The following is a 22,348-nucleotide window of genomic DNA, read 5'->3' as shown; positions in this document are numbered from 1 at the left end:
GGTGGGGCGGTCAGCGGTGCGCGCGGTCCGGCACCCGGGGGTGGCCGAAGCGCTCGCGCAGGGTGAGGTCGTCGTACGCCGTGGCGGTCCGGCCGCGGCGCTGCAGTTCTGGCACGACGTGGTCGACGAACCGGTCGATCCCGCCGGGCAGGTACGGGAACTGCACGATGAAGCCGTCGGCGCCACCGTCGTCGGCGAGCTCCTCGAACCGGTCGGCGATCTCCGGTCCGGTGCCCGTCAGCAGGCTGCGGCGGTACGACCACGCGTAGACGTCGCGGGGCGTCGCGGGGCCGTCGGCGAGCAGCCGATCGACCGCGGGCTTCGGCGAGCGGGTCTCGTTCGAGGTGTCGAACTCCTCGGCGTAGTCGAATGGCACGTCGACGTCGCGGCCGGACAGGTCCTGCCCGATCTGGTGCGACACGTCCTCGAGGATGAGAGCGTCCGGCGTCAGGGCGAGGATCGCGTCCGCCTCGGCTCGGGCGTTGGCGGCGGTCTCCCCCACGACCGGCATCACCGACGGCATGATCTTCACCGCGTCGGCGGAGCGGCCGTGCCGGACGGCGCGGGCGCGCAGGTCGTCGACGAAGCGTCGGACGTCCGCGGTGGAACCGCCACGGGTGAACACCGCGTCGGCCGTGTCCGCGGCGAGCTCCAGCCCGGACTCGGACCCGCCGGCCTGGAACAGCAGCGGGTGACCCTGCGGCGGCCGGGCGATGTTGAGCGGCCCGCGCACCCGGAAGAACTCGCCCTCGTGGTCGAGACGGTGCAGGCCGTCGCGGTGCGCGAAGACCCCGGACGCCGGGTCGGCCACGATCGCGTCGTCGTCCCAGCTGTCCAGCAGTCCGTTCACGACGTCGACGAACTCGCGACCGCGCTCGTACCGCCGGGAGTGGTCGATGTGGGCGTCACCACCGAAGTTGCGGGCCTCTTCGTCGTACCGGCTCGTGACGAGGTTCCACGCGGCCCGCCCACCGCTGAGGTGGTCGAGCGAGGCGAGGGTCCTGGCCACGTGGTACGGCTCGTTGTACGTCGTCGACACGGTCGCGGCGAGGCCGATCCGCGACGTCACCTGGGACAGCGCGGCGAGCAGCGTGAACGGTTCGGGCCGCAGTGCCCCGTAGTGGTCGACGCCCGACGGGTACCGGTCCCAGAAGTACAGGCCGTCGGCGAGGAAGAGCGTGTCGAACACCCCGCGCTCGGCGGTCTGCGCGATGTGCCGGTGGTGCCGGATGCTCAGGTGCTCGGCGGGGCTCGAGGACGGGTGCCGCCACCCGGTGACGTGCGCGCCGCCCGGGTGGAAGGCGAAGGCGCCCAGCAGGATGCGGTCGCTCATGCGGACGCCTCCTGGTCGACCGCCGCGGGCGCGGAACCGTCGTACCGGCTCGCCGGTCGCGCCAGCCCGAGGTGCTCCCGCAGGGTGTCGCCGCGGTACGTGCGGTCGTACACGCCACGGCGTTCGAGCTCCGGCACGACCTGGTCGACGAACCGGTCGACGCTCACCGGGATCGACGAGAACGCGAGCATGTAGCCGTCGGCGGCGTCCTGCTCGTAGCGCTCGGTCAGCCAGTCGGCGATCTGTTCGGGCGTGCCCGGCAGGAACCGACGGCGCAGGATCGTCCGGTAGACCTCGCGGAGCGTGGTGGCCTCGGCGGCGATGCGGCGGATCGACTCGTAGACGGACTTCGACTGGTTGATCGCCGTCTCGTCGAAGACGTGCTCGAACGGTGCGTCGAGCGGCCGGTCGGACAGGTCGGTCTGCAGGTAGTGCGACAGCAGGTCGAGCGAGACGCGGTCCGGTGTCAGCTCCTCGATCTCGTCGAGCTGCCGCAGCGCGTCGGCCTCGGTGTCGCCGATCACCGGCGACACCGCCGGCAGGATCAGCATCGACGACGCATCACGTCCGTGCTCGACGGCGCGGCGCTTGTAGTCGGCGTACAGGGCCTGCGCGTCGGCGAGGTCGTCCTGCCAGAGGGTGAAGACGCCCTCGGCCTTCGCACCGGCCAGCGCACGGCCGGCCTCGGACGCCCCGGCTTGGAACAGCACCGGGTGGGCCTGTGGCGGCCGGGCGATGTTGAGCGGCCCGCGCACGCGGAAGAACTCGCCCTCGTGGTCGAGCACGTGCAGTCCGTCGCGCTTCGCGAAGTAGCCGGACTCCTGGTCGTACAGGAACGCGTCGTCGTCCCAACTGTCCCAGAGGCCCTGCACGACGTCGACGAACTCGGCACCGCGGCGGTAGCGGACGGCGTGGTCGAGGTTCGCGTCGCGACCGAAGTTCCAGGCCTCTTCGTCCGAGGCGCTCGTGACCAGGTTCCAGGCGGCGCGGCCCTCGCTCAGGTGGTCGATCGAAGCCAGCTTCCGGGCCACGTGGTACGGCTCGTTGTACGTGGTCGAGACCGTCGCCGCGAGCCCGATGTGCTCGGTCCGCTGCGACAGGGCGCCGAGCAGGGTGAAGGGCTCGGTGCGGATGTTCACGGCGTGGTCGATGCCCGACGCGAAGCGGTCCCAGACGTACAGCTCGTCGGCGATGAACAACGTCGAGAACCCGCCGCGCTCGAGCGTCTGCGCGAAACGGACGTAGTACTCGACGTCCAGGTAGGCATCCGGTTCGCTGCCCGGCAGGCGCCAGCTCGTGACGTGCTCGCCGCCGGGGTAGAACACCATCCCGCCCAACACCAGGCCGCCGTCGCGGGTCATGCCGTCACCGCCTCGTGGGCCAGGACGGCGCCGAGCTGCGGGGCCACCTGTTCGGCGAACAGCGCGAGGGCGTCCGTCCGCGCGCCGACGTCTGCGTAGCCGTCGTCGACCTGCACGTTGAGCTGCGTCGCGTACCGGGCGTACGGCTTCGACGCGATCGACTCCGCGATGTCGTCGGCCGTGCCGTAGTGCAGGTTGAGCGACGCGGCCTTCTCGGCCAGGGTCGTCGCCGGCGGCAGGAACGACTCGCCCCAGGCGTACTTCGCCTCGATGCCCGCACGCGCCTCACGCAACGCGGTCTCGCGGTCCGGGGCCGGGTAGATCGCCGTCGAGAGTGCGACCCGGGGAACCGCACCGTCCGGCAGTGCGGCGTAGTAGGCGTCCGCGGTGACCTCGGCCGGCACGGTCTGCGTGGTGCCGATCAGCACCCCGTGCCCCCGACGGGCGGCGATGGCGGCGCTCTCGGCGCTGAGCGTGGCGTCCCAGATCCGGTCGAGCAGCCCGCTGCCGTCCGGGTTGAGGCGTGCGGTCCCCGTGCCGAGTGACGCACCGCGCAGTGCGTCGAGCAGCCGTGCGAGCTGCTCGTCGAACGCGGCACGACGGGTGTCGTGGTCGGCCCCGACCAGACCGGGCGCGAAGACGTCGAGGGTCTCCGGGCCGCCGCCGTTCGCGACGCCGAGTTCCACCCGTCCGTCGCTGATCGCGTCGAGGACCGCCGCGTCCTCGGCGACACGGACCGGGTCCTCGTGCGGCAGCGTGACCGCGCCGAGCCCGAGCCGCAGGGTGGAGGTCCGTTCGGCGAGGGCGGCGAAGAAGACGAACGGGGACGGCAGACCGCCGCGAGCCGGTGCGTCGTCGTGCCGGAAGTGGAACTGGCGGACCCAGGCCCCGTCGTACCCGAGGCGTTCCGCCGCGCTGAACAGCTCGAGCTCCTCGCGGTACGCCCGGGTCGCCGGCGGTGCCTCGGTACCGTGCGAGAACACCGCGATCCGCAGCGGCATCGTGGCCGCGCGGGCGGTGCGTTCGACGTGCGTCATGCAACACTCCCTCTTCAGTGCAGCGATGCAAACACGAGCGAGCGACGCGCACGAGCGACGACGTAACGCAGCGCAGTGATTCGTCACGGAACGTAGGAGAGCGCGCGCAACTCGGGACAGGAGCATGATCGCCGCTCTTGTGCCCGGAGCAGGACCGACGTAGCTTTGCGGCAGCTGCCCCGGACCCCGGTCGCTGGAACTCCTGTGTTCCTCGAAACGATCAGGGATATTCACCGTGCCGCAGCAATCCGTGGACGAGACGTCATCCGCGAACACCACCGAGCAGACCACCGTGACCGCGGTCGCACCGGTCCGCCTGGAAGCGTCGGCGTCCTCGCCCGAACAGGCCCTCGAGCAGTTGCCTGGCCTCGTGACGGGCACCGCCTGGCAGACCCGGCCGACGACCGGCGCGTACTCGTTCCGGTACCTGGCCGTCGGTGACGGCAACGTGACGCTCCGCCGGTCGCAGATGCGCGGGTACGTCCGCGGCACCGTGGCTCCGGACGACGCGTACGTCGTCGTCCTGGTGCTCGGCGGCGTCGTCACGCTCGACCTGCTCCGCGGGGCCGGGCCGGTCGACAACGGCGTACCGGCACTGATGCCGACCGAACGACACGCCGTGGTCGAGGCGCGCAACCACGATGCCGTTGTGGTGCACCTCGACCGTTCCTTCGTCCGGACCGTCGCCGAGGAGCGCCACGGCCTGCCGTCCGGCGGTCTGCACCTCGACGAACGCGCGGTCCCCTCCGCCGACGCCGTCACCCACTGGCGGCAGGTCCTCGAGTCCGCTCGTCGAGTCCTCGCGGAACACGGCGTGGCCTCCAGCGCCTGGTCGGACGCCACCCGGGCCGTCGCCGTGACGTTCCTCACGCTGTACCCGCCGAAGGCCGCCGGGCTGTCGAGCGCCCTGTGGGCTCCGCGGAACGCCCGGATCCGGCGAGCCGTCGACCACGTGCACGAGCACGCGGCGGAACCGATCGCCGTGTCGGACCTCGCCGCCGTGTCGGGCTTGAGCGTCCGTGCCGTGCAGGAGTCGTTCCAGCGGCTGTTCGGGATGCCGCCCTCGGCCTACGTCCGGTCCGTGCGTCTCCAGCGCGTCCGAGGCGACCTGCTGCGGCTCGACTCGACGTCCACCTCGGTGAGCGAGGTCGCCCGCCGCTGGGGGTTCGCGCACCTCGGCCGGTTCTCGGCGGAGTACACGAGCCGCTACGGGGAGTACCCGAAGGCCACGCTGCACCGGTGACGGTCGGGTCGGCACACCACCGACCGTCGCGGACACCTGGGTCGCCGCGCACCCGTGCTCGCCTACCGTCACGTCCATGTCCACGCGAACGAAGACCGCCACGGCGCTGTTCGGTGCCGCCACCATCGCACTGCTGCTCACCGCCTGCGACCCCGGCGGCGCCCAGAACCCGAACCCCGTCGGTCAGCTGCCCGGTTCCGAGGAGAAGTCACAGGCCGCCGAGTGCGACCTCGCCTCGAGTGCCGCGGTCGACCTGATCGCGGACGCCGTCGGGCCGGACGACACCGTCACCGCCGCCAACATCCAGAAGGGCGACGGCGGCTGGTACCTCGGCGCGACAATCATGCCGAAGGGCGACGACGACACGAACGAGGACGACGAAGAGGACGCCGTGTCGGTCTGGGCGAGCACCGCCGACCCGACCGCAGACGACTTCGACGGCCCGCTCTACGCCGTCAACGACACCGCGCAGGACGCGGTGTCGGACACCGCCGCGACCGCGGCGCCGAGCTCGTTCAGCGACGACTCGCAGCTCGCGCAGCAGGTCGAGAACTGCGTCGACGGCGAGACGGACGGCTGATCGCCACCACGCGCCCTGGGAGCGACCGACGGGCGGACGGGAGGCGCGGTGCGGGCCCGCACCGCGCCTCCCGTCCTTCAGGTCGTGGCGTCCACCGCCGTGGCGGGCGTCACGCAGGCGGTGTCGCGTCGAGCGCGATGACCGCGACCTGGACCACCGCGTCGTCCGGCATGTCCGGGTAGTAGTTGGTGCGCAGCTGCCGAGCGAAGTCGGCCATGTCGGTGTCGGCCGGCTGGTGCGCGGCCCGAGGGGTGAGCTCCGCCAGGCGGTGGTCGGTCACCTCGGTGACCTGGCCGGCCAACGGCGTCGCCGAGGGGTGCTCGTCGAAGACGAACACCGCGGGTCCGGTGCGGACGTCCTCCTGCCAGCGCACCGTCGTGACCTTCTCGCCGCGCTGAACGGCGTCGTGGTGCTTCTGGTGGAAGTGGATCGTCTGTGCTGCTGCGGTGGGAGACACTGCTCCAGTCTTGCGCCATCCTGGGCTCATGACGAACCGATCGCCGTCGGGGCTCCGAGCGGTCGGGTTCGACCTCGACGGGACGCTGTTCGACCACCGTGGCGCAGCGACCACCGGTGCCGCCCGGTTCCTCGAGTCACTCGGCATCCCGGTCTCGGTGTCCGCCATCGACCGCTGGTTCGCCGCCGAGACCGAGCAGTTCGAGCGGTGGCGAGCCGGGCAGATCAGCTTCCCCGAGCAGCGGCGCGAACGGCTCCGGGCCGTCCTGCCCGCGCTCGGCGTGCCGGCGCCCACTGACCAGCAGAAGCTCGACGAGCTCTTCGACGCGTACCGGCACCAGTACGAGGCATCGTGGCGCGCGTACCCGGGGAGCCTGCCGCTGCTGCGGACGCTGCGTGTGCAGGGGTACCGCATCGGCGTACTGACGAACGGCACCGAGACACAGCAGGTCGACAAGCTGCGCCGGACCGGCTTGCTCGACGCGGTCGACGCCGTGTGCACCTCGGAGCGGATCGGGGTGCAGAAGCCGGACCGCCGAGCATTCGAGACACTGTCGGCCGAACTCGGCGTCGAGCCGGGCGGCTGCTTGTTCGTCGGCGACAGTGTCGCGCACGACGCGGAGGCGGCCCGGGCCGCCGGGATGCACGGACTGTTGATCGACCACGAGGCCACGGACGGCCCCGACATGGAGACCCTGGTGCTCATGGCGCTCGCCGACCGCCGCGGGTGACTTGGCCGCTCGGCCGCTCGGCGGCGGCCAGCGGCCGTAGAGTGCACCATGACCCAAACACCGGCAGCATCGCCGCTGCTGCACCTCGGGGTGCTGGCCGAGTCGCGGAAACCCGACGAGCGCCGCCTCCCGATCCATCCCGCCCACTTCGAGCGCATCGACCCCGACCTGCGCGCGAACATCATCCTGGAACGCGGGTACGGTCGCCGCTTCGGCGTCACGGACGACCAACTCGAACCCCTCGTCGGCGCCATGGCGGACCGTGACGAAGTCATCGCCGCGTCGGACGTCGTGCTGCTGCCCAAACCCCAGGTGTCCGACCTCGAGGACCTGCGGGACGGGCAGGTCCTGTGGGGCTGGCCGCACTGCGTGCAGGACCCCGCCCTCACCCAGGTCGCGATCGACAAGCGCCTGACCCTCATCGCGTGGGAGTCGATGAACCACTGGCGGTCGGACGGCGGGTTCAGCCTGCACGTGTTCCACAAGAACAACGAACTCGCGGGCTACTGCTCCGTCATCCACGCCCTGCAGCTCTGCGGCTCCACCGGGGACTACGGCCGCCGCCTCACCGCGGTCGTGATCGGCTTCGGGGCCACCGCCCGCGGTGCCGTCACCGCGCTGAACGCCCACGGGATCCACGACGTCCGCGTCCTGACCAACCGCGACATCGCGGCCGTGGGGTCGCCGATCCCCTCCGTCGACATGCTGCAGATCAGCCAGGACGACCACGACCCCAGCGGCAACACGGTGAAGACCGAGGACGGTCCGGTGCCACTGGCGCCGTACCTGGCCGAGAACGACATCGTCGTGAACTGCACGCTCCAGGACCCGAACGCCCCGCTCACGTACCTGCGCACCGAGGACCTGGGCGTGTTCCGTCCGGGCAGCCTCATCGTCGACGTCTCGATCGACGTGGGGATGGGGTTCGAGTGGGCACAGGCGACGACCTTCGCGGAACCGTTGATCACCGTCGGCGAGAGCACGAACTACTACGCCGTCGACCACAGCCCGTCGCTGCTCTGGAACTCGACGACGTGGGAGATCAGCGAGGCGCTCATGCCGTTCCTCCGACCGGTGATGGAGGGCCCGTCGTCGTGGGCCGACTCGGACACGATCCGACGCGCCGTCGAGATCGAGGACGGCCACGTGCGCAACCCGGCGATCCTCGCGTTCCAGGGGCGGTCGGACGAGTACCCGCACGTGGTGGCCGGCTGACGCGGGCGCTGGGGGCGCCGGTCGGCGCTCATCCGATGCGGAACGACGAGGTCGACGTCGTGCGACAACGACCTCGTCGCACCGCGTCGGCGGTGCTCACCGGAGCGCCGCAGCAGCCTCCCGCAGCTCGGCGAACGCTGCGAGCGCGTGCCGCGCGAGTCCGTCATCATCAGCGCGTGCCGCTCCGGCCCACCGGTCGAACCCCTGCTTGAAGGCGAGCACGCCCATCTCGCTCGCGAGGCGGGCCGTCGGTTCCGCTACCCCGCGCTCGATGAGCGCATCGGTCATCGCGGCGGCCATCCCGACGCTCTTCAGGGCATCGCGCTCCTGCAGTTCGGCGCTCGCGGCGACCGCGGCCTTGAGTCGCGGTCCCAGCTCGCGGTTCATCGGACCCATCTCGCCCGATGCACGTTCGAGCCCAGCGGCGACGGCGTCGAGCGGTGAACGTTCGGGCGCTGCGTCGGTGATCCCCTCGGACAACAAGCGGCTCAGCGTCTCCTGCCCGGCGACGAGCAGTTCGCGCTTGTCCGGGAAGTGTCGGAAGAAGGTGCTCTTCGTGACCCCCGCTCGCTCGGCGATCTGCGTCACGGTCGTCTCGTCGTACCCCTGTTCGGAGAACAGGTCGACGGCGGCCAGGACCAGCCGCTCCCGAGCTCCCGGTTCCCATCGCGCCATGGGAGCATCCTACGGGACGGGACAGTTGTCTCATCACGGGTGTACGGTGACGAGACACTTGTCCCATCACTGGAGGATCCCATGCGCGTCTTCATCACCGGCGGCACCGGCACCATCGGAACGGCCGTCGTCGCCGAACTCATCGCCGCAGGCCACAGCGTCACTGCGCTCGCCCGCTCGGAACGCTCGGCTGCAGCCCTCACCGCGGCAGGCGCCGAACCGGTCCGGGGCGGTCTCAGCGACCTCGACGTCCTCCGTGCCGGTGCGCGCGCCGCCGACGGCGTCGTCAGCCTCGCGTTCTCGAACGACTTCAGCTCGCCGGAAGCCCTGACCCGGGGCATCGCCGAGGAAGCGGATGCGATGGCCGTACTCGGCGAGGAACTCGTCGGCTCCGACCGCCCGCTCGTCGTCGTGTCCGGCACACCGTGGGTCCCGGGCAGGGCGTCGACCGAGGCCGACCCCCTGCCCCTCGAGGGACCGGTCGCCGGCCGCGCCCGATCGGTGCTCGCCGCGCTCGACCTGGCCGAGCGTGGCGTGCGGGTGTCCGCGATCCGGTTGCCGCGCACCGTGCACGCCGACGGCGCGGGCGGCTTCGCGGGCATCCTCACCGAGACAGCCCGAGGCAGCGGTGTGGCCGGGTACCCCGGAGACGGCGAACAGCGCTGGCCCGCCGTGCACGCTCGGGACGCCGCCGTGCTCTTCCGGCTGGCACTGGAGGTCGCACCGGCCGGCACGGTCTGGCACGCCGTGGCCGACGAGGGCGACCGGGTGCGCGACCTCGCCGAGGTGATCGGCCGACGGCTCGGACTGCCGGTCGAGCGGGTCGCGGACGAGACGTTCGGGGCGTTCGCCCCGATCTTCGTGATGGACCAGCCGGCGTCGAGCGAGCACACGCGTCGCACGCTCGCTTGGGAGCCGGTCCACGAATCGCTGCTGGCAGACCTGGAACACGTCGAGCGCTGACGTCGCGCCCTGGGAGCGACGTCAGGGACGGACGGGAGGCGCGGTGCAGGCCCGCAGCGTGCCTCCCGTCCGCCGTCGGCGCACGCCACCCGCCCCGCGTCGGCCGCGCGGACCGGTGCGATCGGTCAGGCGGTGCGGTCGGTCAGGCGGTGCGGTCAGTTCCCCCACACGAAGAACGCGATGACCCCGCCGATCAGGACCGCGCCGATCGGGACGAGGTACACCCAGTCGTGACGGATGGGACCCTGTCCGGGCTGCTGGTCGCGCTGGAACGGCGCGACCGGGTTCCCACTCGTTCCCGGCAGGAAGTCGACAGAGTGCTGTCGGACCGGTTCGTGTCGTCGGCTGTTCATCGGACCCCCGTGATCGCGTCTGCGGTGGGCTCTGGCGGGCTCGAACCGCCGACCACTTCGGTGTAAACGAAGTGCTCTACCAACTGAGCTAAGAGCCCGCGACTCGATCCTAGAGGTCGATCCCCCGTATCGTTGCGCTGGACAGCCCGTCCGCAAGCCAGTTCAGCGCTCGGCTTCATTTCGCCGATAGTAAGACGTACACTTAACCCATGTCGGACGAGCCCATCTACGCCGTGATCCTCGATCTCGTCGACTCCCGCACGCTCGAGGACCGCCCCGCCGCGCAGCGCGACGTCGAGCGGGCGTTCCGCGAGACGACCGACGTCACCCCGGTGGACCCGGTGCACGCGACCGTCGGCGACGAGTTCCAGGTGATCTACGCAACGCTCACCGACGCGCTCGTCGCCAGCACCGCGGCAATGCTCGCGCTGCCACCGACGGTGCAGGTCCGACTCGGGATGGGTCGCGGGACGGTGCGCACCGTGGGGTCCGGCACGAGCGGTCCGCTCCAGGACGGCCCGGCGTGGTGGTCCGCCCGCGACGCCATCAACGAGACGCACCGCCGTGAAGACGGCCGGACGTCCTTCCTCCGGTCGTGGTTCCACGCGTCCGACGACCGCCACGGCACCGAGGAGCGACTCGTGAACGCCTACTTCCTCAGCCGCGACCACGTCGTGGCCCGCCTGACACCACGGGCTCGACGCATTGCGCTCGGACTCGTCCAGGGCCGGACCCAGGCGCAGATCGCCGCGACCGAGGGGATCACCCCGTCAGCGGTCTCCCAGTCGGTGCAGAAGTCGGGCGTGGCCGCGATCGTCGAGGGTCTCCGGGTCCTCGCGGGACAGGAACGCTGATGCTCGCCGGGATCCTCCTCGCACTCATCGGGTTGGGCGACGTCGTCCGGGCACGCACCGGTACCGACGCGCGCCGACAGCGCATGCTGACCACCATCGCGGTCGTGGTGCTGTGGGCCGGGGTGTCTGCTGTGGCCTGGCTCGGTCTCGGTGTCCCCGTGTGGAGCGTCCTCGTCACGGTGGTGCTCGCGGCGGCGTGGATCGCCACGACCGAGCCGGTCCGAGCCGGTGGCGGGACCGCGGACGGCGACCGTGGCGAACCGACGGCCCGGGGGCTGCTGCGACGGTCGGGGTCCTGGCCCGCGGTCCTGCTCGCCGTCGCCGTGGCGGTGCTGTTGCTCTGGGGGCCGCTGCCCGACGGCACGGGCTTCGTGGTCGACTGGCACGACGGCTCGGGCCTGGCGTTCGTCGACGCCGTTCCGCTCGCCGCCGTCGTGGGCGGTGTCGGCTCGGCGCTGTTCCTCGTCGACTCCGCGAACGTGGTCGTCGCCCAGGCACTCCCGCCGGGACTCCAGCGCGGAGCCGTCACGGGCGCCGAGGCCGATGACCTCCGCCGCCGGTTCGGGCGACGTCGACGCTCCGACCCCGACGCCGACGCCGAACAGTCCGGGGACAGCACGGTGCGCCTCAAGGGCGGTCGCCTGATCGGCCCGATCGAACGACTGCTACTGGCCGGGTTCGCGGTGGCGGGAGCCTTCCCGGTGGTCGCTGCGCTGATCGCGGCCAAGGGCATCGTCCGGTTCCCCGAGATCCGGCGCGAGACGACCGGCTACCAGGCGGAGTACTTCCTGATCGGCAGCCTGGTGAGCTGGGCGATGGCCTTCGCCGCCGCCGGCATGTGCTGGCTCTTGGCGCACAGCTGACCCGCGCGGAGCCCGTCGGCCGCGTCCGCCCGTGCGTCCCGTTCCCCGTCCCCGAGGTTCCGAAATCTCGGTATCTCGCGGCCCTGAGCACGTCAGTGTGGAACCTCGGCGACGAACGCACGGCGAGTTGCGGAACCTCGGCGCAGCGAGTCCACCCGCACCGCGCCGCTTCGAAGACGCGTCAGGCCGCGCGGCGGGTCCGACCCTCGACCTGGCGTTGGACGAAGGCCTGTCGGAGTCGCTCGAACAACACTGCCGGACGCCCGGTGTCGGCGGATGTTGCGTGGATGACGATCCAGCCGTTCACCGCGAAGCCGTTCGACCGGCGCTGATCGTGCTGGAAGGTCCGGCGGTCACGGTGGTGGTCACCGTCGTACTCGAGGGCGATCCGGAGCGTCGGCCACGCGAGGTCTGCTCGGCCGAGGAAGGAACCGTGGTCGTCCACGACGTCGATGTTCACCTCGGGCTCCGGGAACCCCGCATCGACCACTCCGAGTCGGAGACGGGTCTCCATGGGCGACTCGACTCCGGTCCGCACCCTGTCGAGTGCGGCTCGTGCTCGTCGTGCCGAGCGACTTCCGGGGACGATCGCGGCCGCCAGTCCGTCGATGGTGGCGAGCCCGCTCGGACCGACGAGGTGGTCACCCAGGACGACGAGTTCGACGACGGTGAGCAGTGACGCCGATTCGAACCACGCGCGCGCTGGCGGGCTGACCGGGATGCCCCGGACGAGATCCGGCCGGAAGCCCTCGATACGCGTGCGGTGCGGGACGACCTGGGGGCGGCGCATGATCGGCGCGGTCCCGATCGACGTCACGTGCACGAGTTCGTCGTCGAGCCGTGACGGGAGCGGCGCTCCCCAGAGCCGAGCGGCCGTGGTGTGGCTGACGAACTGGTCACTCCGGAGGACGACGGCGATCGCTTCCACGACCGTCACGGGCACGTCTGCTCGGACTCGGACACCGTGGACCGGAGCCCTGAGGTCGCGTCGGGTCAGCTGCGACGGGCTCGCTCCGGCCGCCAGCGCCTCTCGCACCGGGAACGGCCTCGGCGAGTGGTCGACGCGTGCTCGATTCCCCATGACGAGAGCATCGCGCACGAGGTGTCGGGCCCGACCCCGATGGGACGCATCTGTGGAGAACGACGCGGGACGGGCCTCCAGTCCGAACCCGACGGACGCGGTGAGGTTCCAGGACATGCCGCGCGATGATCACCGAGGTGCCGATCCCGGGCGAACAGCGGCCCGAGATGCCGAGATTTTGGAACCTCGGCGCACACCGCGGAACCACGGACCGACGGACGGACGACGGGCGGGCGGGCAGCAACGGCGCGTACTCTCTCCCTCGTGAACGGTGCCGGTGTCCTCGACGAATCCGGGCGGCTGCGGCTCCTCGGCTCCGGGGTGACGGGTGCCGCGTTCGCGGTCGTGCTCGTCATGCTCGTGTTGTCGTCGTGGACCGAGGCGACCACCACCGTCCTGGTGTCCGTCGGCATCCCGACCGCGGCGGCGGGCGCTGCGATCGCCGTGTTCCTGCAGTTGCGCGCCTGGCGTGCCGAGGGCGGGTACGAGCGCTCGATCGCGGTGCGCGAGTGGATCGCCGACGGTCAGGTGCCGTACGGCGTCCCGGCGGAGCTGTGGATCCCGCTGGTCCAGGCGCAGGCCGACCGCGAAGGAGCCGGCTGGGGCAAGGTCGTCCTCGGCACGCTGTGGATCGCGATGACGTGGTCGATGCGCGACCAGCACGACGCCCTCATCACGACGATGTTGATCCTGCTCTGGGCCGGCATGGTCCTGTGGGCGGCCGTCTGGGTCATCCCCCGCGCTCGGGCGGCCCGTGCGCTGCTCCGCCGCGGGGTCTCCACCATCGGCTGAACGACCGCGCGAACCCGCTGACTACGATCGGCGCCATGCAGAGTCGCACCCTCGGCCGTACCGGCCGCGAAGTCTCCCCCATCGGTCTCGGCACGTGGCAGTTCGGCGGTGACTGGGGTCCGGTGAGCGACGCGGACGCGAACGCCGTGATGGACGCCTCGGTCGAGTCCGGTGTCACGCTCTTCGACACCGCCGACGTGTACGGCGACGGTCGCAGCGAGCAGCTCATCGGTGCGTGGCGTGCGTCCAACCCCGACGTGCCGCTGACGGTCACGACGAAGATGGGCCGCCGCGCCGAGCAGGTCCCGTCGAACTACGTGGCGGCGAACTTCCGCGAGTGGGTGGACCGCTCGCGCACGAACCTGCGGCAGGACACGCTCGACCTGGTGCAGCTGCACTGCCCGCCGTCCGAGGTCATCGGGGACGACGCCGTGTACGACGCCCTCGACGCGCTGGTCGCGGACGGCTCGGTCGCCGCCTACGGCGTCAGTGTCGAGACGGCCGACCAGGCGTTGGCCGCGATCGCCCGGCCCGGCGTCGCGAGCGTCCAGATCATCCTCAACGCGTTCCGGCTCAAGCCGCTGGACCGCGTGCTGCCGGCGGCCCTGGAGGCAGGGGTCGGCATCCTCGCGCGCGTCCCGTTGGCCTCGGGGTTGCTGTCCGGCAAGTACACGACGGAGACGTCGTTCGCCGAGGGCGACCACCGCAACTACAACCGGCACGGCGAGGCCTTCGACCAGGGCGAGACGTTCAGCGGTGTGGACTACGACGACGGCGTGCGCGCGGCGCAGACCTTCGCAGCATCCCTGCCCGACGCCGTCTCCGTGCCGCAGGCGGCGCTGGCGTGGGTCATCGCGCAGGACGGTGTCACCGCGGCGATCCCCGGCGCCCGCAACCCGGAGCAGGCCCGGTCGAACGCGGCGGCCGGTGACCTGCCGCGGATCGAGGGCCTCGACGCCACGGTGCGCGACCTGTACGACACGTGGTTCCGCGCCACGGTCCACGACCGCTGGTGAGGACCCGCGTCGTCGCGGTCGCGGTGGCCGCACTCCTGCTGCTGTCGGGCTGTGCCGCGCCGGGGGCGGGGACGTCGCGCGACGCTCCGCCCTGGCCGCGGCCGACCGACCTGTCCGCCCGTGCCGACGTGGCGGGCCTCCGGAACGTGTGGGGTGAGCGGCTCGCCGAGCACGTCCACACCCACCTGACGATCCTGGACGGGGACGACCCGGTGACGGTCCCGGCGAACATCGGGCACTCGGACCGGGGGAAGTTCGCCGCCGAGATCCACACGCACGACACCTCGGGCATCGTGCACGTCGAGTCCCCCACCGAGCAGACCTTCACGCTCGGCCAGTTCTTCGACGAGTGGGGTGTCTCGCTCGGTCCGGAGCACGTCGGCGGCCTGCGTGGCGAGCTCACCGTGTGGGTGGACGGCCACCGCCGGATCGGCAACCCGCGTTCGATCGAGCTGACGAACCGGCGCGAGGTCGTCCTCATCGTGACGACGATCGGCGAGGTCCCGCACCTGCCCGCCCCCTTCGACTGGCCACCGCAGTACGGCTAGCGAGCACCGGCCCGCCCCGCGCGGCGTGCCCGCTCAGGCCTCCTGCGGCGCGACCCACGCCAGGTCGAGCTCCCACTGGTCCACCGCACCGGCCGGCAGCTGCCAGACGTACTCGTTCTTGAGCTTCTTGCCGTCCTCGCGGAACGGCCCTGTCCGGTACGGGTAGAACGCCACCGTCGGCAGGGTGCCGGGCGGCGCCGTCCGGATCGCGTTCGAGAAGTCCTTGTTCAACCGCCGCAGCTCGGTGATGACCGCGGGACGGGCCGCGTCCGAGTCGAAGCCCGCCGCCCCGGACGCGAGCTGGAACGCGATGTGCAGCTGTCGGTCGCCCCGGTCGTCCTCGTAGCTGATCAGCCGGTGGTTCTCGACGGCCTCGAGCAGCTCGGGGTCGTCGTAGACCACGTCGCGCACGACGTCGGGCGCGACGACCGCACCGTTGTAGTCGACGGACAGGTCGGAGCGGCCGTAGTGGAACAGCAGGGGCAGGTCGAGCTCGGCGGCGTCGGCGAGCTCGTCGAAGCCGTGCGTGCGCAGCGTCCGGCGCAGCGACCGCATCCGCACGACGTGCCCGCGGTCGTGGATGTTGTACCGGATCCGTGGACTGATGTTCTCGGACCGGGTGATGGTGACGACGAGTTCGCCGAGGTCGTTCGTCTCGATCAGGTACCCGAACGGGTTGAACTGGAACACCATCGGCAGCACGCCGTACTCGGCCTGCTTCGTCAGCGTGGCGGACAGCTCGGGTGACGCCGCGATCGCCCGGCGCAGCTGCACGCTGAACGGCGTCTCGATGCCGAGGTTGATCTCGAGGTCGCTCGCCCCGTAGGAACCGAGGACGGCCTGCGCGTACTGCTCGATGTGGGCGCGCATGTTCTCGCTGATGCCCTCGCCACCGAACGCCGCGACGATCGTGTACTCGCTCCAGTCGAGCCGGTCGTCCTCGAACAGCGCCTTCAGGAAGGGCGGGTAGCTGCAGATGATGTAGGTGAAGTCGGTGCCGAACTCGCGCATCGTCTGCACGATCTTGTCGCGGTCCGGCCCGATCGACTTGATCATCGACGACTCGGTGAGCGATGCCGTCACGTTCATGCCCGTGGCCCACGCCCCGAGTGAGAAGGCGTTGAGCACGAACGGCTGCTTCGGCAGGTCCTTCGCGGTGCGCGAGAACCCGAGCTGCAGCAGTTGCCGGGTGGCCTGCCGTTCGTCGGGACCGCGGACCCAGCTGGTCGGCGTGCCGCTCGACCCGCTCGACTCGTCGACGACCACGCCGCGCCGTGGCAGCCGTCCGTCGACGCAGCGTTCGGGGATGCTCCACCGTCTGACGTAGGAGTCCTTGTCCATCTCGGGCAGGTCCGAGAACGCCGCGGCGATCCCGCCACGCGTGTCGAGCCGGGAGGCCCGTCCCGCCTCCGCCAGGAACGCCCCGTAGGCGGGTACCCGCTTCGCAGCCCGCTCCACGGTCCGCCAGGCACGCCAGCGTCCGAGGGTCCAGCGGAGCGGCTCGATGCCCGGCGTGAGCAGGAGCTTGTGGGTGCCGACGCGGGGCATGAACAGCGCCACGAAGGTCTCGACGACCCACACGACCGTGAAGACCGCCGCGCGCTTCACCGTGCACCCCCGAGCATCATGGCGGCCGCGGGTCTGCGGTGCGCCAGGGGCGGTGGCGCACTGTGCCCGAAGCGGAACAGCATCCAGGCCATCCGGCCGTCGGACTCGTCGACGCCGGCGCGTGCGACGAAGGCGGCGTGCGACCGTGGGTTCGTGATCACGGTGCCGAACGGGTGCAGGGCGATCCCCCGCGCGCTGAACTCGAGCCAGATCCGCATGAACACCCGGCCGGCCTCGACGTACTCGGCGGGCGTGCGGAACGGTCCTTCGAGCCAGCCGAGCTGCCGGACCCCGCGCATCGTCGACAGGTACACCCGCTTGAAGACCGCGCCGACACCGGGTGCCTCCCACAGCCCACGGTGCTCCATCGCGAACCGCAGGACCGGTCCGGGCATGAGCATCGTCTCCGCCGAGAGCCCGTCGCCGGTGGTCACCGCCTGCCGCTTCGAGAACCGCAGCCAGTGCAGGATCTCGTCGTGCACGGCGTCGTGCTGCAGGTCGTCGAACAGGGTCTCCTGGTTGACCCGGACGATCTCGTCGACGGTCGCTCGGTCGGACGTGGTGCGGAACCGCTGGCCGGCGGCCGACGCGATGGCGGACGCGGCGTCCACGGCGGCGTCGTCCACCAGGGTCGCGTCGTAGGGCCTGCGCGAGGTGCGCCGTGCCAGGAAGACGGCCAGGGCCTCCCGGTCGTCCGCGGTGACCGCCCGCGGACGCAGGCGCACCGTGCCCAACCGGTGCAGGTGGTCGTCGGCGGTACCGGAGTCGCCGGCGTCGCGCCGACCGAAGTCCATCTCGGCGTGGTCGAGCCGCTCCTGCACGGCGAAGCCGTGCGCTCGGGCCACGACCTCGAGCCCGGCCAGGAACACCCCGGCGCAGACGTGCCCGAACGGGATGCCGAACGACTCCGCCGGCAACCCCCGCCGCAGGTCGTAGAAGACGGTCGCGGTGCGGTCGTCCTCGACGCGCACGACGATCGGTTGCGAGTTGTGCGGCGACGGGTAGTGTCGCGCGTCCTCGATGATGCCGGTCCACGGTGATGCCATCGGTTCCCCCTCGGTGGTCTCTCGCACCGATCATACGAACCGCCCCCGACGCCCATGCCGCTGCGGGCATGCGGTTCCGCCGCGACCTGCGTAGCCTGCAGCCATGAGCACGATCCGGACCGGGACCGACCTCGCCGCGGTCGAGGACGTGGTGGCGGGCATCTCGGCGCACGGCGAGCGCTACCTGGAGCGGCTCTTCACCGTCCGGGAGCGCACCGACGCGGGCGACGACCCGGAGCGCCTGGCCGCCCGGTTCGCGGGCAAGGAAGCCGTGGTGAAGCTCCTCCGTCCCGCACCGGACCAGGCGATCCCGCTGCGCGAGGTGGCGATCGTCCTCGACGACCACGGCGCGCCGACGGTGGAGCTGACCGGGACCGCGGCCGCCCTGGCCGATGCGATCGGGTGCGGCGCGATCGCGGTGTCCCTCGCGCACGAGCGGGGTCTGGCCGTCGCGACGGCGGTGGCGCTCTCCGACCGCTGACGTCCCCGCCTGTGCCGCGGCACAGGCGGTGCGGATCGCGTGCGGTTTCCCGCACCCGCACGGCGGTTTCCCGAGGCCCGGTTCTCCTTATGGTTGCCAGCATGGACCAGGAACCACAGCACTCGAGCACGACCGCGACGCTGCTCGACCCCACGATCGAACAGGCCGTGCGCCGCGCACTCGCCGACCACGGGCGCCTGACCGTGGACGCACAGGACGTCGCCTCGATCGCCGACCTGTACGCGCTCGGGCTGTCGTCGCACGCCACCGTGAACGTCATGCTCGCGGTCGAGTCCGAGCTCGACGTCGAGTTCCCCGACTCGGTCCTGAACCGCTCCACCTTCGCCACCGTCGAGTCGATCGTCGCCGCTGCGGAGCTCGCCTCGTGACCCTGACCCTGCCGACGACACCGGTCGTCGACCGCTTCGCCGAGCGCGCCGCCGCCGTGGCCGCGGTCGCCGCCCAGTTCGCGGACGAGGTCGACCGCGACGCCCGCCCGCCGCGCGAGGCCATCGCGGCCATGCGCGAGTACGGTCTGCTCGCCGCCGCGGTCCCCACGGAGCACGGTGGCGAGGGCGCATCCGTGTCCGAGCTCTCGGCGATCGCCACCGAGCTCGGCAGGGCCTGCGCCGCCACCGGCATGGTGTTCGCGATGCACCAGGGCCAGGTCATGGCGCTCTGGCGGCACGGCGGCGACGGTGCCGGTGTGCTCGACACGATCGCCGCGGTCCGGGACGGCGCGCTCGTCGCCTCGGCCACGACGGAGCGCGGGGTCGGCGGCGACGCCCGCCGTTCGACCTGCTCGATCGAGGCCACCGACGACGGCCGCATCCGCCTGCGCAAGGACGCGCCGGTGATCTCGTACGCGACCGAGGCCGACGCGGTGTTCGTCACCGCCCGCCGCGACCCGGACGCCCCGGCCTCCGACCAGCGCCTGCTCATCTGCCGGACCGACTCGATGGTGCTCTCGCAGACCTCGACCTGGGACACGATGGGGCTGCGCGGGACCTGCAGCAACGGCTGGATCCTCGACACCGAGACCACCGTCGACCGGGTGTTCCGCGACGACTACGCGGCGATCTCGGCGCAGACGGTCCTGCCGGTCTCGCACGTGCTCTGGGCCTCGGTCTGGCTCGGCATCGCCGCCTCGGCGAGCGAGCGCGCCCGGACCGCGGTCCGCAAGCAGGCGCGTGCCGCGATCGGGACGACCCCGCCCGGAGCGCTCCGGCTCGCCGAGCTCCTGGTCGACCTGCAGGCCCTCGCCGACTCGGTCCGGCACGCCGCGGAGCGGTTCGACGCCGCGGCCGACGACCCCGAGGTGCTCGCCTCGAGCGCCTACGCCCTCGCCGCGAACGCCCTCAAGATCGGTGCGTCCGAGCGCGTCACCGACATCGTCACGAAGGCGCTCCGCATCGTCGGGATCGCGGGGTACGCGGCCTCCGGCCCGATGAGCATCGCCCGACACCTCCGAGACGCCCACGGTGCCGCCGTCATGGTGAGCAACGACCGTCTCCTCAAGAACGACGCCGACTTGGCCCTCATGACGGGAGTGATCCTGTGACCCTCACGGACCCCACCACCAGCACGACCACCGCGACCAGCACCACCGCGCCGGACCTCGACGCCGCGCGGGCCGCCCTCCGCGCCCGCCTGCTCGCCGATCGCGTGCTCATCGACCTCGGCTCCCCCGGGCTGTACGGCCGGACCGGCGTGTTCGAGCGCGTGTACACGGCCGTCGACGCCGCGGCCGTCCGCAGCCAGCAGGACCTCGACGCCGAGGTGCTGCGGTTCCCGCCGGTCGAGCCGCTCGCCGCGTTCGAGCGCACCGACTACATCGCGTCGTTCCCGGACCTCGCCGCGTCGATCTCCGGCTTCACCGGCGACGACCGCACGCACCGGGCACTGCTCGCCGCCCGCGAGCGCGGTGAGCGGTGGGAGGGTTTCCTCGAGCCCGCCGACCTCATGCTCACCCCCGCGGTCTGCCACCCGGTGTACGGCCTGGTCGGCGACACGATCCCGCAGGAGGGCCGGTTCTTCGACATCGTCGGCGACTCGTTCCGCCGCGAGCCGTCGCTCGACCCGATGCGCCTGCAGGCCTTCCACATGCACGAGTTCGTGCACATCGGCACGCCGGCGTCCGCCCAGCAGCACCGCGACGGCCGGATCCCGGTGATGCGCGAGCTGCTCGAGTCGTTCGGGCTCGAGATCGACGTGGTCCCCGCCAACGACCCCTTCTTCGGTCGCGTCGGGCAGATGCTCGCCCGCAACCAGGTCGAGCAGGCGCTGAAGTTCGAGTTCGTCACGCCCGTCTACGGCGACGACCACCCGACCACGGCGATCAGCTCGGCGAACCTGCACGAGGACCACTTCGGCACCTCGTTCGGTCTCCGCACCGCCGACGGCGAGGTCGCCCACAGCGCCTGCATCGCCTTCGGACTGGAGCGCATCACCATCGCCCTGTTCGCCGCACACGGCACGGACGTCGACGCCTGGCCGGCGCCGGTCCGCGCGGCGCTCGCGCTGTGACGACGCTGCACGGGTGGTCCGGTTCGCCGGCCGTCCGCGCCGCCGTGCAGCTGCCGCCCGCTGCGCGGGCCGGGGTCGTCATCTGCCCGCCGCTCGGGCAGGAGGGCGTCATCGCCTACCGCACGCTCCGCCTGCTCGCAGACCGCCTGGAGGCCCGTGGCATCGCCTCGGTGCGCTACGACCCGTCCGGACGTGGTGACGGCGCACCCGACACCGACCCCGACGCGCAGGTCCGGTCCGCGCGCCACGCCGCCGCCGTGCTCCGCACGTCCGGGGTCCGGCACGTCGCGCTCGTCGGGCTCGCCTCGGCCGCGCTCGTCGCCGCGACCGCCGCCGAGGAGACCGACGCCCTGCTCGTCTGGGACGCTCCGGCCTCGGGCCGCGGCTGGCTCCGCCGGCAGCGCGCGCTGGCGACCATCACCATCGGCAGCGAGCGGTTCGTGGACGGCGTCGAGAGCCTGATCGGCATCGAGGTCGAACCGGACGAAGCGGCAGCGCTCTCCGCCCTGGCGTTCGCGCCGCGCACCGGTCCGACCGTGGCGCTCGTGCGACCGGAGACCCGAGCCCCGAAGACCCTCGGGCCCGTCGAGACCGTCGAGGTGCCCGGCAGTGCCGAGCTGCTCGACGGCACGAGCATCCACGCACGGATCCCGGGAGCCGCCGTGGAGACCGCCGTCGCCTGGCTCGACGCCTGGGCCCCTGCGGCGTCGGGACCGGTCGTGCCGCCCGTGCTCGACGAGGTCCTGGACGTCGACGGGCGGGTGTCCGAGCGCATCGTCCGCCTCGGTCCGGACGAACTGTTCGCCGTCGAGACCGTCTCGTCCGCGCAGCACCACGACGCGCCCCTGGTGGTCCTGCACAACGGTGCCGCCGAGCACCGGGTCGGTGCCACGGACTACCAGGTCGACCTCGCCCGGGCGCTCGCCCGTGACGGTGCCCGCGTCGTCCGGGTCGACCGCCGGGCCACCGGCGAGAGCTCCACCGTGCGCGACGACGAACGCAGCTTCCTCTTCGCCCAGGAGTGGGTCGAGGACCAGTCCGCCGTCGTCGCCGACCTCGGCACCCCGTCGGACCGCCTGGTGCTCGTCGGCATGTGCGCCGGCGCCTGGCTCGCCGGTCGGTCCGTCGACGAGGCACCCCGCCTGGTCGTCGAGATCAGCCCGAACGACTACCGCCGGCAGCCGGCAGCCCCCGGCAGCTACGAGGACGCCGTGCGGGCGATCGACGCCCCCTCGCCCGGTCGACTGTGGGTCCGCCAGCGGTACAACGCCGTCGTGCCGAAGGCCCTGCGCGAGTGGATCGCCCGGCGGGACCGAGTCGGCGGCGTCGTCGAGCACGTCCGACCGCTCGTGGAGCACGGCACCGACGTCGTCGTGATCGCCGCTCCGGACGACGCCGCCCTGTTCGACCGGCTCGGTGGCCAGAAGGCCCTGCGCCGCTACGGCGGGGTCGGCCGGCGCGGCTCCGTGTCCATCGTGCGCGTCGAGGACGGCGACCACTCGCTGTTCTCCCCCGTGATGCGCCGAGCCGTCCGCGCCGAGGTGCGTTCCCGGGTCGCGGCGACGTTCCCCGTCCCCGCCTGATCG

24 protein-coding genes and 1 tRNA gene are annotated in these 22,348 nt (G+C 72.0%); 15 read left to right on the top strand and 10 right to left on the bottom strand.

Going from position 1 to position 22,348, the window contains the following annotated elements; genetic code table 11:
* Positions 1–10 precede the first annotated feature (10 nt).
* Genes ACXKZB_RS08995 through ACXKZB_RS08985 form a run of 3 tightly spaced genes read right to left on the bottom strand, consistent with a single transcriptional unit; the run spans position 11 to position 3,731 of the window.
* The gene (locus tag ACXKZB_RS08995; protein WP_488825770.1) at positions 11–1,333 is read right to left on the bottom strand and encodes an NtaA/DmoA family FMN-dependent monooxygenase; all 1,323 of its coding nucleotides are present in this window, start codon (positions 1,331–1,333) and stop codon (positions 11–13) included.
* Positions 1,330–2,694, bottom strand: a complete 1,365-nt coding sequence (locus ACXKZB_RS08990) for an LLM class flavin-dependent oxidoreductase (protein ID WP_488825768.1) — start codon at positions 2,692–2,694, stop codon at positions 1,330–1,332. The genes ACXKZB_RS08995 and ACXKZB_RS08990 overlap by 4 nt, the downstream gene beginning before the upstream one ends.
* The gene (locus ACXKZB_RS08985; protein ID WP_488825767.1) at positions 2,691–3,731 is read right to left on the bottom strand and encodes an LLM class flavin-dependent oxidoreductase; all 1,041 of its coding nucleotides are present in this window, start codon (positions 3,729–3,731) and stop codon (positions 2,691–2,693) included. The genes ACXKZB_RS08990 and ACXKZB_RS08985 overlap by 4 nt, the downstream gene beginning before the upstream one ends.
* Before the next feature lie 235 nt (positions 3,732–3,966).
* Between ACXKZB_RS08985 and ACXKZB_RS08980 the strand changes: the two genes are divergently transcribed.
* Positions 3,967–4,974 carry a helix-turn-helix transcriptional regulator gene (locus ACXKZB_RS08980; RefSeq protein WP_488825765.1) on the top strand — a complete coding sequence of 336 codons (1,008 nt, stop codon included), beginning with the start codon at positions 3,967–3,969 and terminating at the stop codon, positions 4,972–4,974.
* 76 nt (positions 4,975–5,050) lie between these two features.
* Positions 5,051–5,554: a hypothetical protein gene (locus ACXKZB_RS08975; protein ID WP_488825763.1), complete on the top strand. Its 504-nt coding sequence runs from the start codon at positions 5,051–5,053 to the stop codon at positions 5,552–5,554.
* Positions 5,555–5,663: 109 nt separating this feature from the next.
* Here ACXKZB_RS08975 and ACXKZB_RS08970 read toward each other — a convergent pair whose 3' ends face one another.
* Complete coding sequence (locus ACXKZB_RS08970) at positions 5,664–6,011, bottom strand: ASCH domain-containing protein (protein ID WP_488825761.1); 348 nt, start codon at positions 6,009–6,011, stop codon at positions 5,664–5,666.
* Between the two features lie 28 nt (positions 6,012–6,039).
* Here ACXKZB_RS08970 and ACXKZB_RS08965 point away from each other — a divergent pair, with 28 nt between their 5' ends.
* Positions 6,040–6,741, top strand: a complete 702-nt coding sequence (locus ACXKZB_RS08965) for an HAD family hydrolase (RefSeq protein ID WP_488825760.1) — start codon at positions 6,040–6,042, stop codon at positions 6,739–6,741.
* A gap of 48 nt (positions 6,742–6,789) precedes the next feature.
* Positions 6,790–7,956: a N(5)-(carboxyethyl)ornithine synthase gene (locus ACXKZB_RS08960; RefSeq protein ID WP_488825759.1), complete on the top strand. Its 1,167-nt coding sequence runs from the start codon at positions 6,790–6,792 to the stop codon at positions 7,954–7,956.
* A 96-nt stretch (positions 7,957–8,052) separates the two neighbouring features.
* Here ACXKZB_RS08960 and ACXKZB_RS08955 read toward each other — a convergent pair whose 3' ends face one another.
* A complete protein-coding gene (locus tag ACXKZB_RS08955; protein WP_488825757.1) occupies positions 8,053–8,631 on the bottom strand; it encodes a TetR/AcrR family transcriptional regulator in 579 nt (192 codons plus the stop codon).
* An 81-nt stretch (positions 8,632–8,712) separates the two neighbouring features.
* On the opposite strand from ACXKZB_RS08955, the gene ACXKZB_RS08950 reads away from it, so the two are divergent.
* Positions 8,713–9,594 carry an NAD-dependent epimerase/dehydratase family protein gene (locus ACXKZB_RS08950; protein WP_488825755.1) on the top strand — a complete coding sequence of 294 codons (882 nt, stop codon included), beginning with the start codon at positions 8,713–8,715 and terminating at the stop codon, positions 9,592–9,594.
* Positions 9,595–9,749: 155 nt separating this feature from the next.
* On the opposite strand, the gene ACXKZB_RS08945 is transcribed toward ACXKZB_RS08950, so the two are convergent.
* Both ACXKZB_RS08945 and ACXKZB_RS08940 read right to left on the bottom strand, forming a co-directional pair.
* Positions 9,750–9,947 (bottom strand): hypothetical protein, encoded by a 198-nt coding sequence (locus ACXKZB_RS08945; RefSeq protein ID WP_488825754.1) that lies wholly within the window; start codon positions 9,945–9,947, stop codon positions 9,750–9,752.
* A 25-nt stretch (positions 9,948–9,972) separates the two neighbouring features.
* Positions 9,973–10,045, bottom strand: a tRNA-Val gene (locus ACXKZB_RS08940).
* Positions 10,046–10,156: 111 nt separating this feature from the next.
* Between ACXKZB_RS08940 and ACXKZB_RS08935 the strand changes: the two genes are divergently transcribed.
* Positions 10,157–10,801: a SatD family protein gene (locus ACXKZB_RS08935; protein ID WP_488825752.1), complete on the top strand. Its 645-nt coding sequence runs from the start codon at positions 10,157–10,159 to the stop codon at positions 10,799–10,801.
* Entirely contained in the window at positions 10,801–11,664 is an 864-nt protein-coding gene (locus ACXKZB_RS08930; protein ID WP_488825750.1) for a hypothetical protein, read from the top strand. Before ACXKZB_RS08935 ends, ACXKZB_RS08930 begins: the two co-directional genes overlap by 1 nt.
* A 181-nt stretch (positions 11,665–11,845) precedes the next feature.
* Here ACXKZB_RS08930 and ACXKZB_RS08925 read toward each other — a convergent pair whose 3' ends face one another.
* A complete protein-coding gene (locus ACXKZB_RS08925) occupies positions 11,846–12,601 on the bottom strand; it encodes a hypothetical protein (protein ID WP_488825748.1) in 756 nt (251 codons plus the stop codon).
* Positions 12,602–13,009: 408 nt separating this feature from the next.
* Between ACXKZB_RS08925 and ACXKZB_RS08920 the strand changes: the two genes are divergently transcribed.
* The 3 genes from ACXKZB_RS08920 to ACXKZB_RS08910 are packed head-to-tail and all read left to right on the top strand — an operon-like array spanning position 13,010 to position 15,101.
* Entirely contained in the window at positions 13,010–13,537 is a 528-nt protein-coding gene (locus ACXKZB_RS08920) for a hypothetical protein (protein WP_488825747.1), read from the top strand.
* A 35-nt stretch (positions 13,538–13,572) separates the two neighbouring features.
* A complete protein-coding gene (locus tag ACXKZB_RS08915; RefSeq protein ID WP_488825746.1) occupies positions 13,573–14,553 on the top strand; it encodes an aldo/keto reductase in 981 nt (326 codons plus the stop codon).
* Positions 14,550–15,101: a hypothetical protein gene (locus ACXKZB_RS08910; RefSeq protein ID WP_396291018.1), complete on the top strand. Its 552-nt coding sequence runs from the start codon at positions 14,550–14,552 to the stop codon at positions 15,099–15,101. The genes ACXKZB_RS08915 and ACXKZB_RS08910 overlap by 4 nt, the downstream gene beginning before the upstream one ends.
* A gap of 33 nt (positions 15,102–15,134) precedes the next feature.
* On the opposite strand, the gene ACXKZB_RS08905 is transcribed toward ACXKZB_RS08910, so the two are convergent.
* On the bottom strand, positions 15,135–16,709 hold the full coding sequence (locus ACXKZB_RS08905) for a phenylacetate--CoA ligase family protein (protein ID WP_488825745.1): 1,575 nt from the start codon (positions 16,707–16,709) through the stop codon (positions 15,135–15,137).
* Positions 16,706–17,755 (bottom strand): nitroreductase family protein, encoded by a 1,050-nt coding sequence (locus ACXKZB_RS08900; RefSeq protein WP_488825744.1) that lies wholly within the window; start codon positions 17,753–17,755, stop codon positions 16,706–16,708. Before ACXKZB_RS08900 ends, ACXKZB_RS08905 begins: the two co-directional genes overlap by 4 nt.
* 103 nt (positions 17,756–17,858) lie before the next feature.
* Here ACXKZB_RS08900 and ACXKZB_RS08895 point away from each other — a divergent pair, with 103 nt between their 5' ends.
* The 5 genes from ACXKZB_RS08895 to ACXKZB_RS08875 all read left to right on the top strand — a co-directional run bounded on the left by ACXKZB_RS08895 (position 17,859) and on the right by ACXKZB_RS08875 (position 22,345).
* Positions 17,859–18,236: a holo-ACP synthase gene (locus tag ACXKZB_RS08895; RefSeq protein WP_488825743.1), complete on the top strand. Its 378-nt coding sequence runs from the start codon at positions 17,859–17,861 to the stop codon at positions 18,234–18,236.
* Positions 18,237–18,337: 101 nt separating this feature from the next.
* Positions 18,338–18,625 carry an acyl carrier protein gene (locus ACXKZB_RS08890; protein WP_222660863.1) on the top strand — a complete coding sequence of 96 codons (288 nt, stop codon included), beginning with the start codon at positions 18,338–18,340 and terminating at the stop codon, positions 18,623–18,625.
* Positions 18,622–19,797: an acyl-CoA dehydrogenase family protein gene (locus ACXKZB_RS08885; protein WP_221180546.1), complete on the top strand. Its 1,176-nt coding sequence runs from the start codon at positions 18,622–18,624 to the stop codon at positions 19,795–19,797. Before ACXKZB_RS08890 ends, ACXKZB_RS08885 begins: the two co-directional genes overlap by 4 nt.
* Positions 19,794–20,762, top strand: coding sequence for an amino acid--[acyl-carrier-protein] ligase (locus tag ACXKZB_RS08880; protein ID WP_488825742.1), 969 nt, complete (start codon positions 19,794–19,796; stop codon positions 20,760–20,762). The genes ACXKZB_RS08885 and ACXKZB_RS08880 overlap by 4 nt, the downstream gene beginning before the upstream one ends.
* On the top strand, positions 20,759–22,345 hold the full coding sequence (locus tag ACXKZB_RS08875) for an alpha/beta hydrolase (RefSeq protein WP_488825740.1): 1,587 nt from the start codon (positions 20,759–20,761) through the stop codon (positions 22,343–22,345). Before ACXKZB_RS08880 ends, ACXKZB_RS08875 begins: the two co-directional genes overlap by 4 nt.
* Positions 22,346–22,348 lie beyond the last annotated feature (3 nt).

This window comes from Curtobacterium sp. ABR8 (assembly GCF_057812125.1).
The sequence above is the reverse complement of the archived record's forward strand: the minus strand, read 5'-3'. Positions and strand labels throughout refer to the sequence as shown.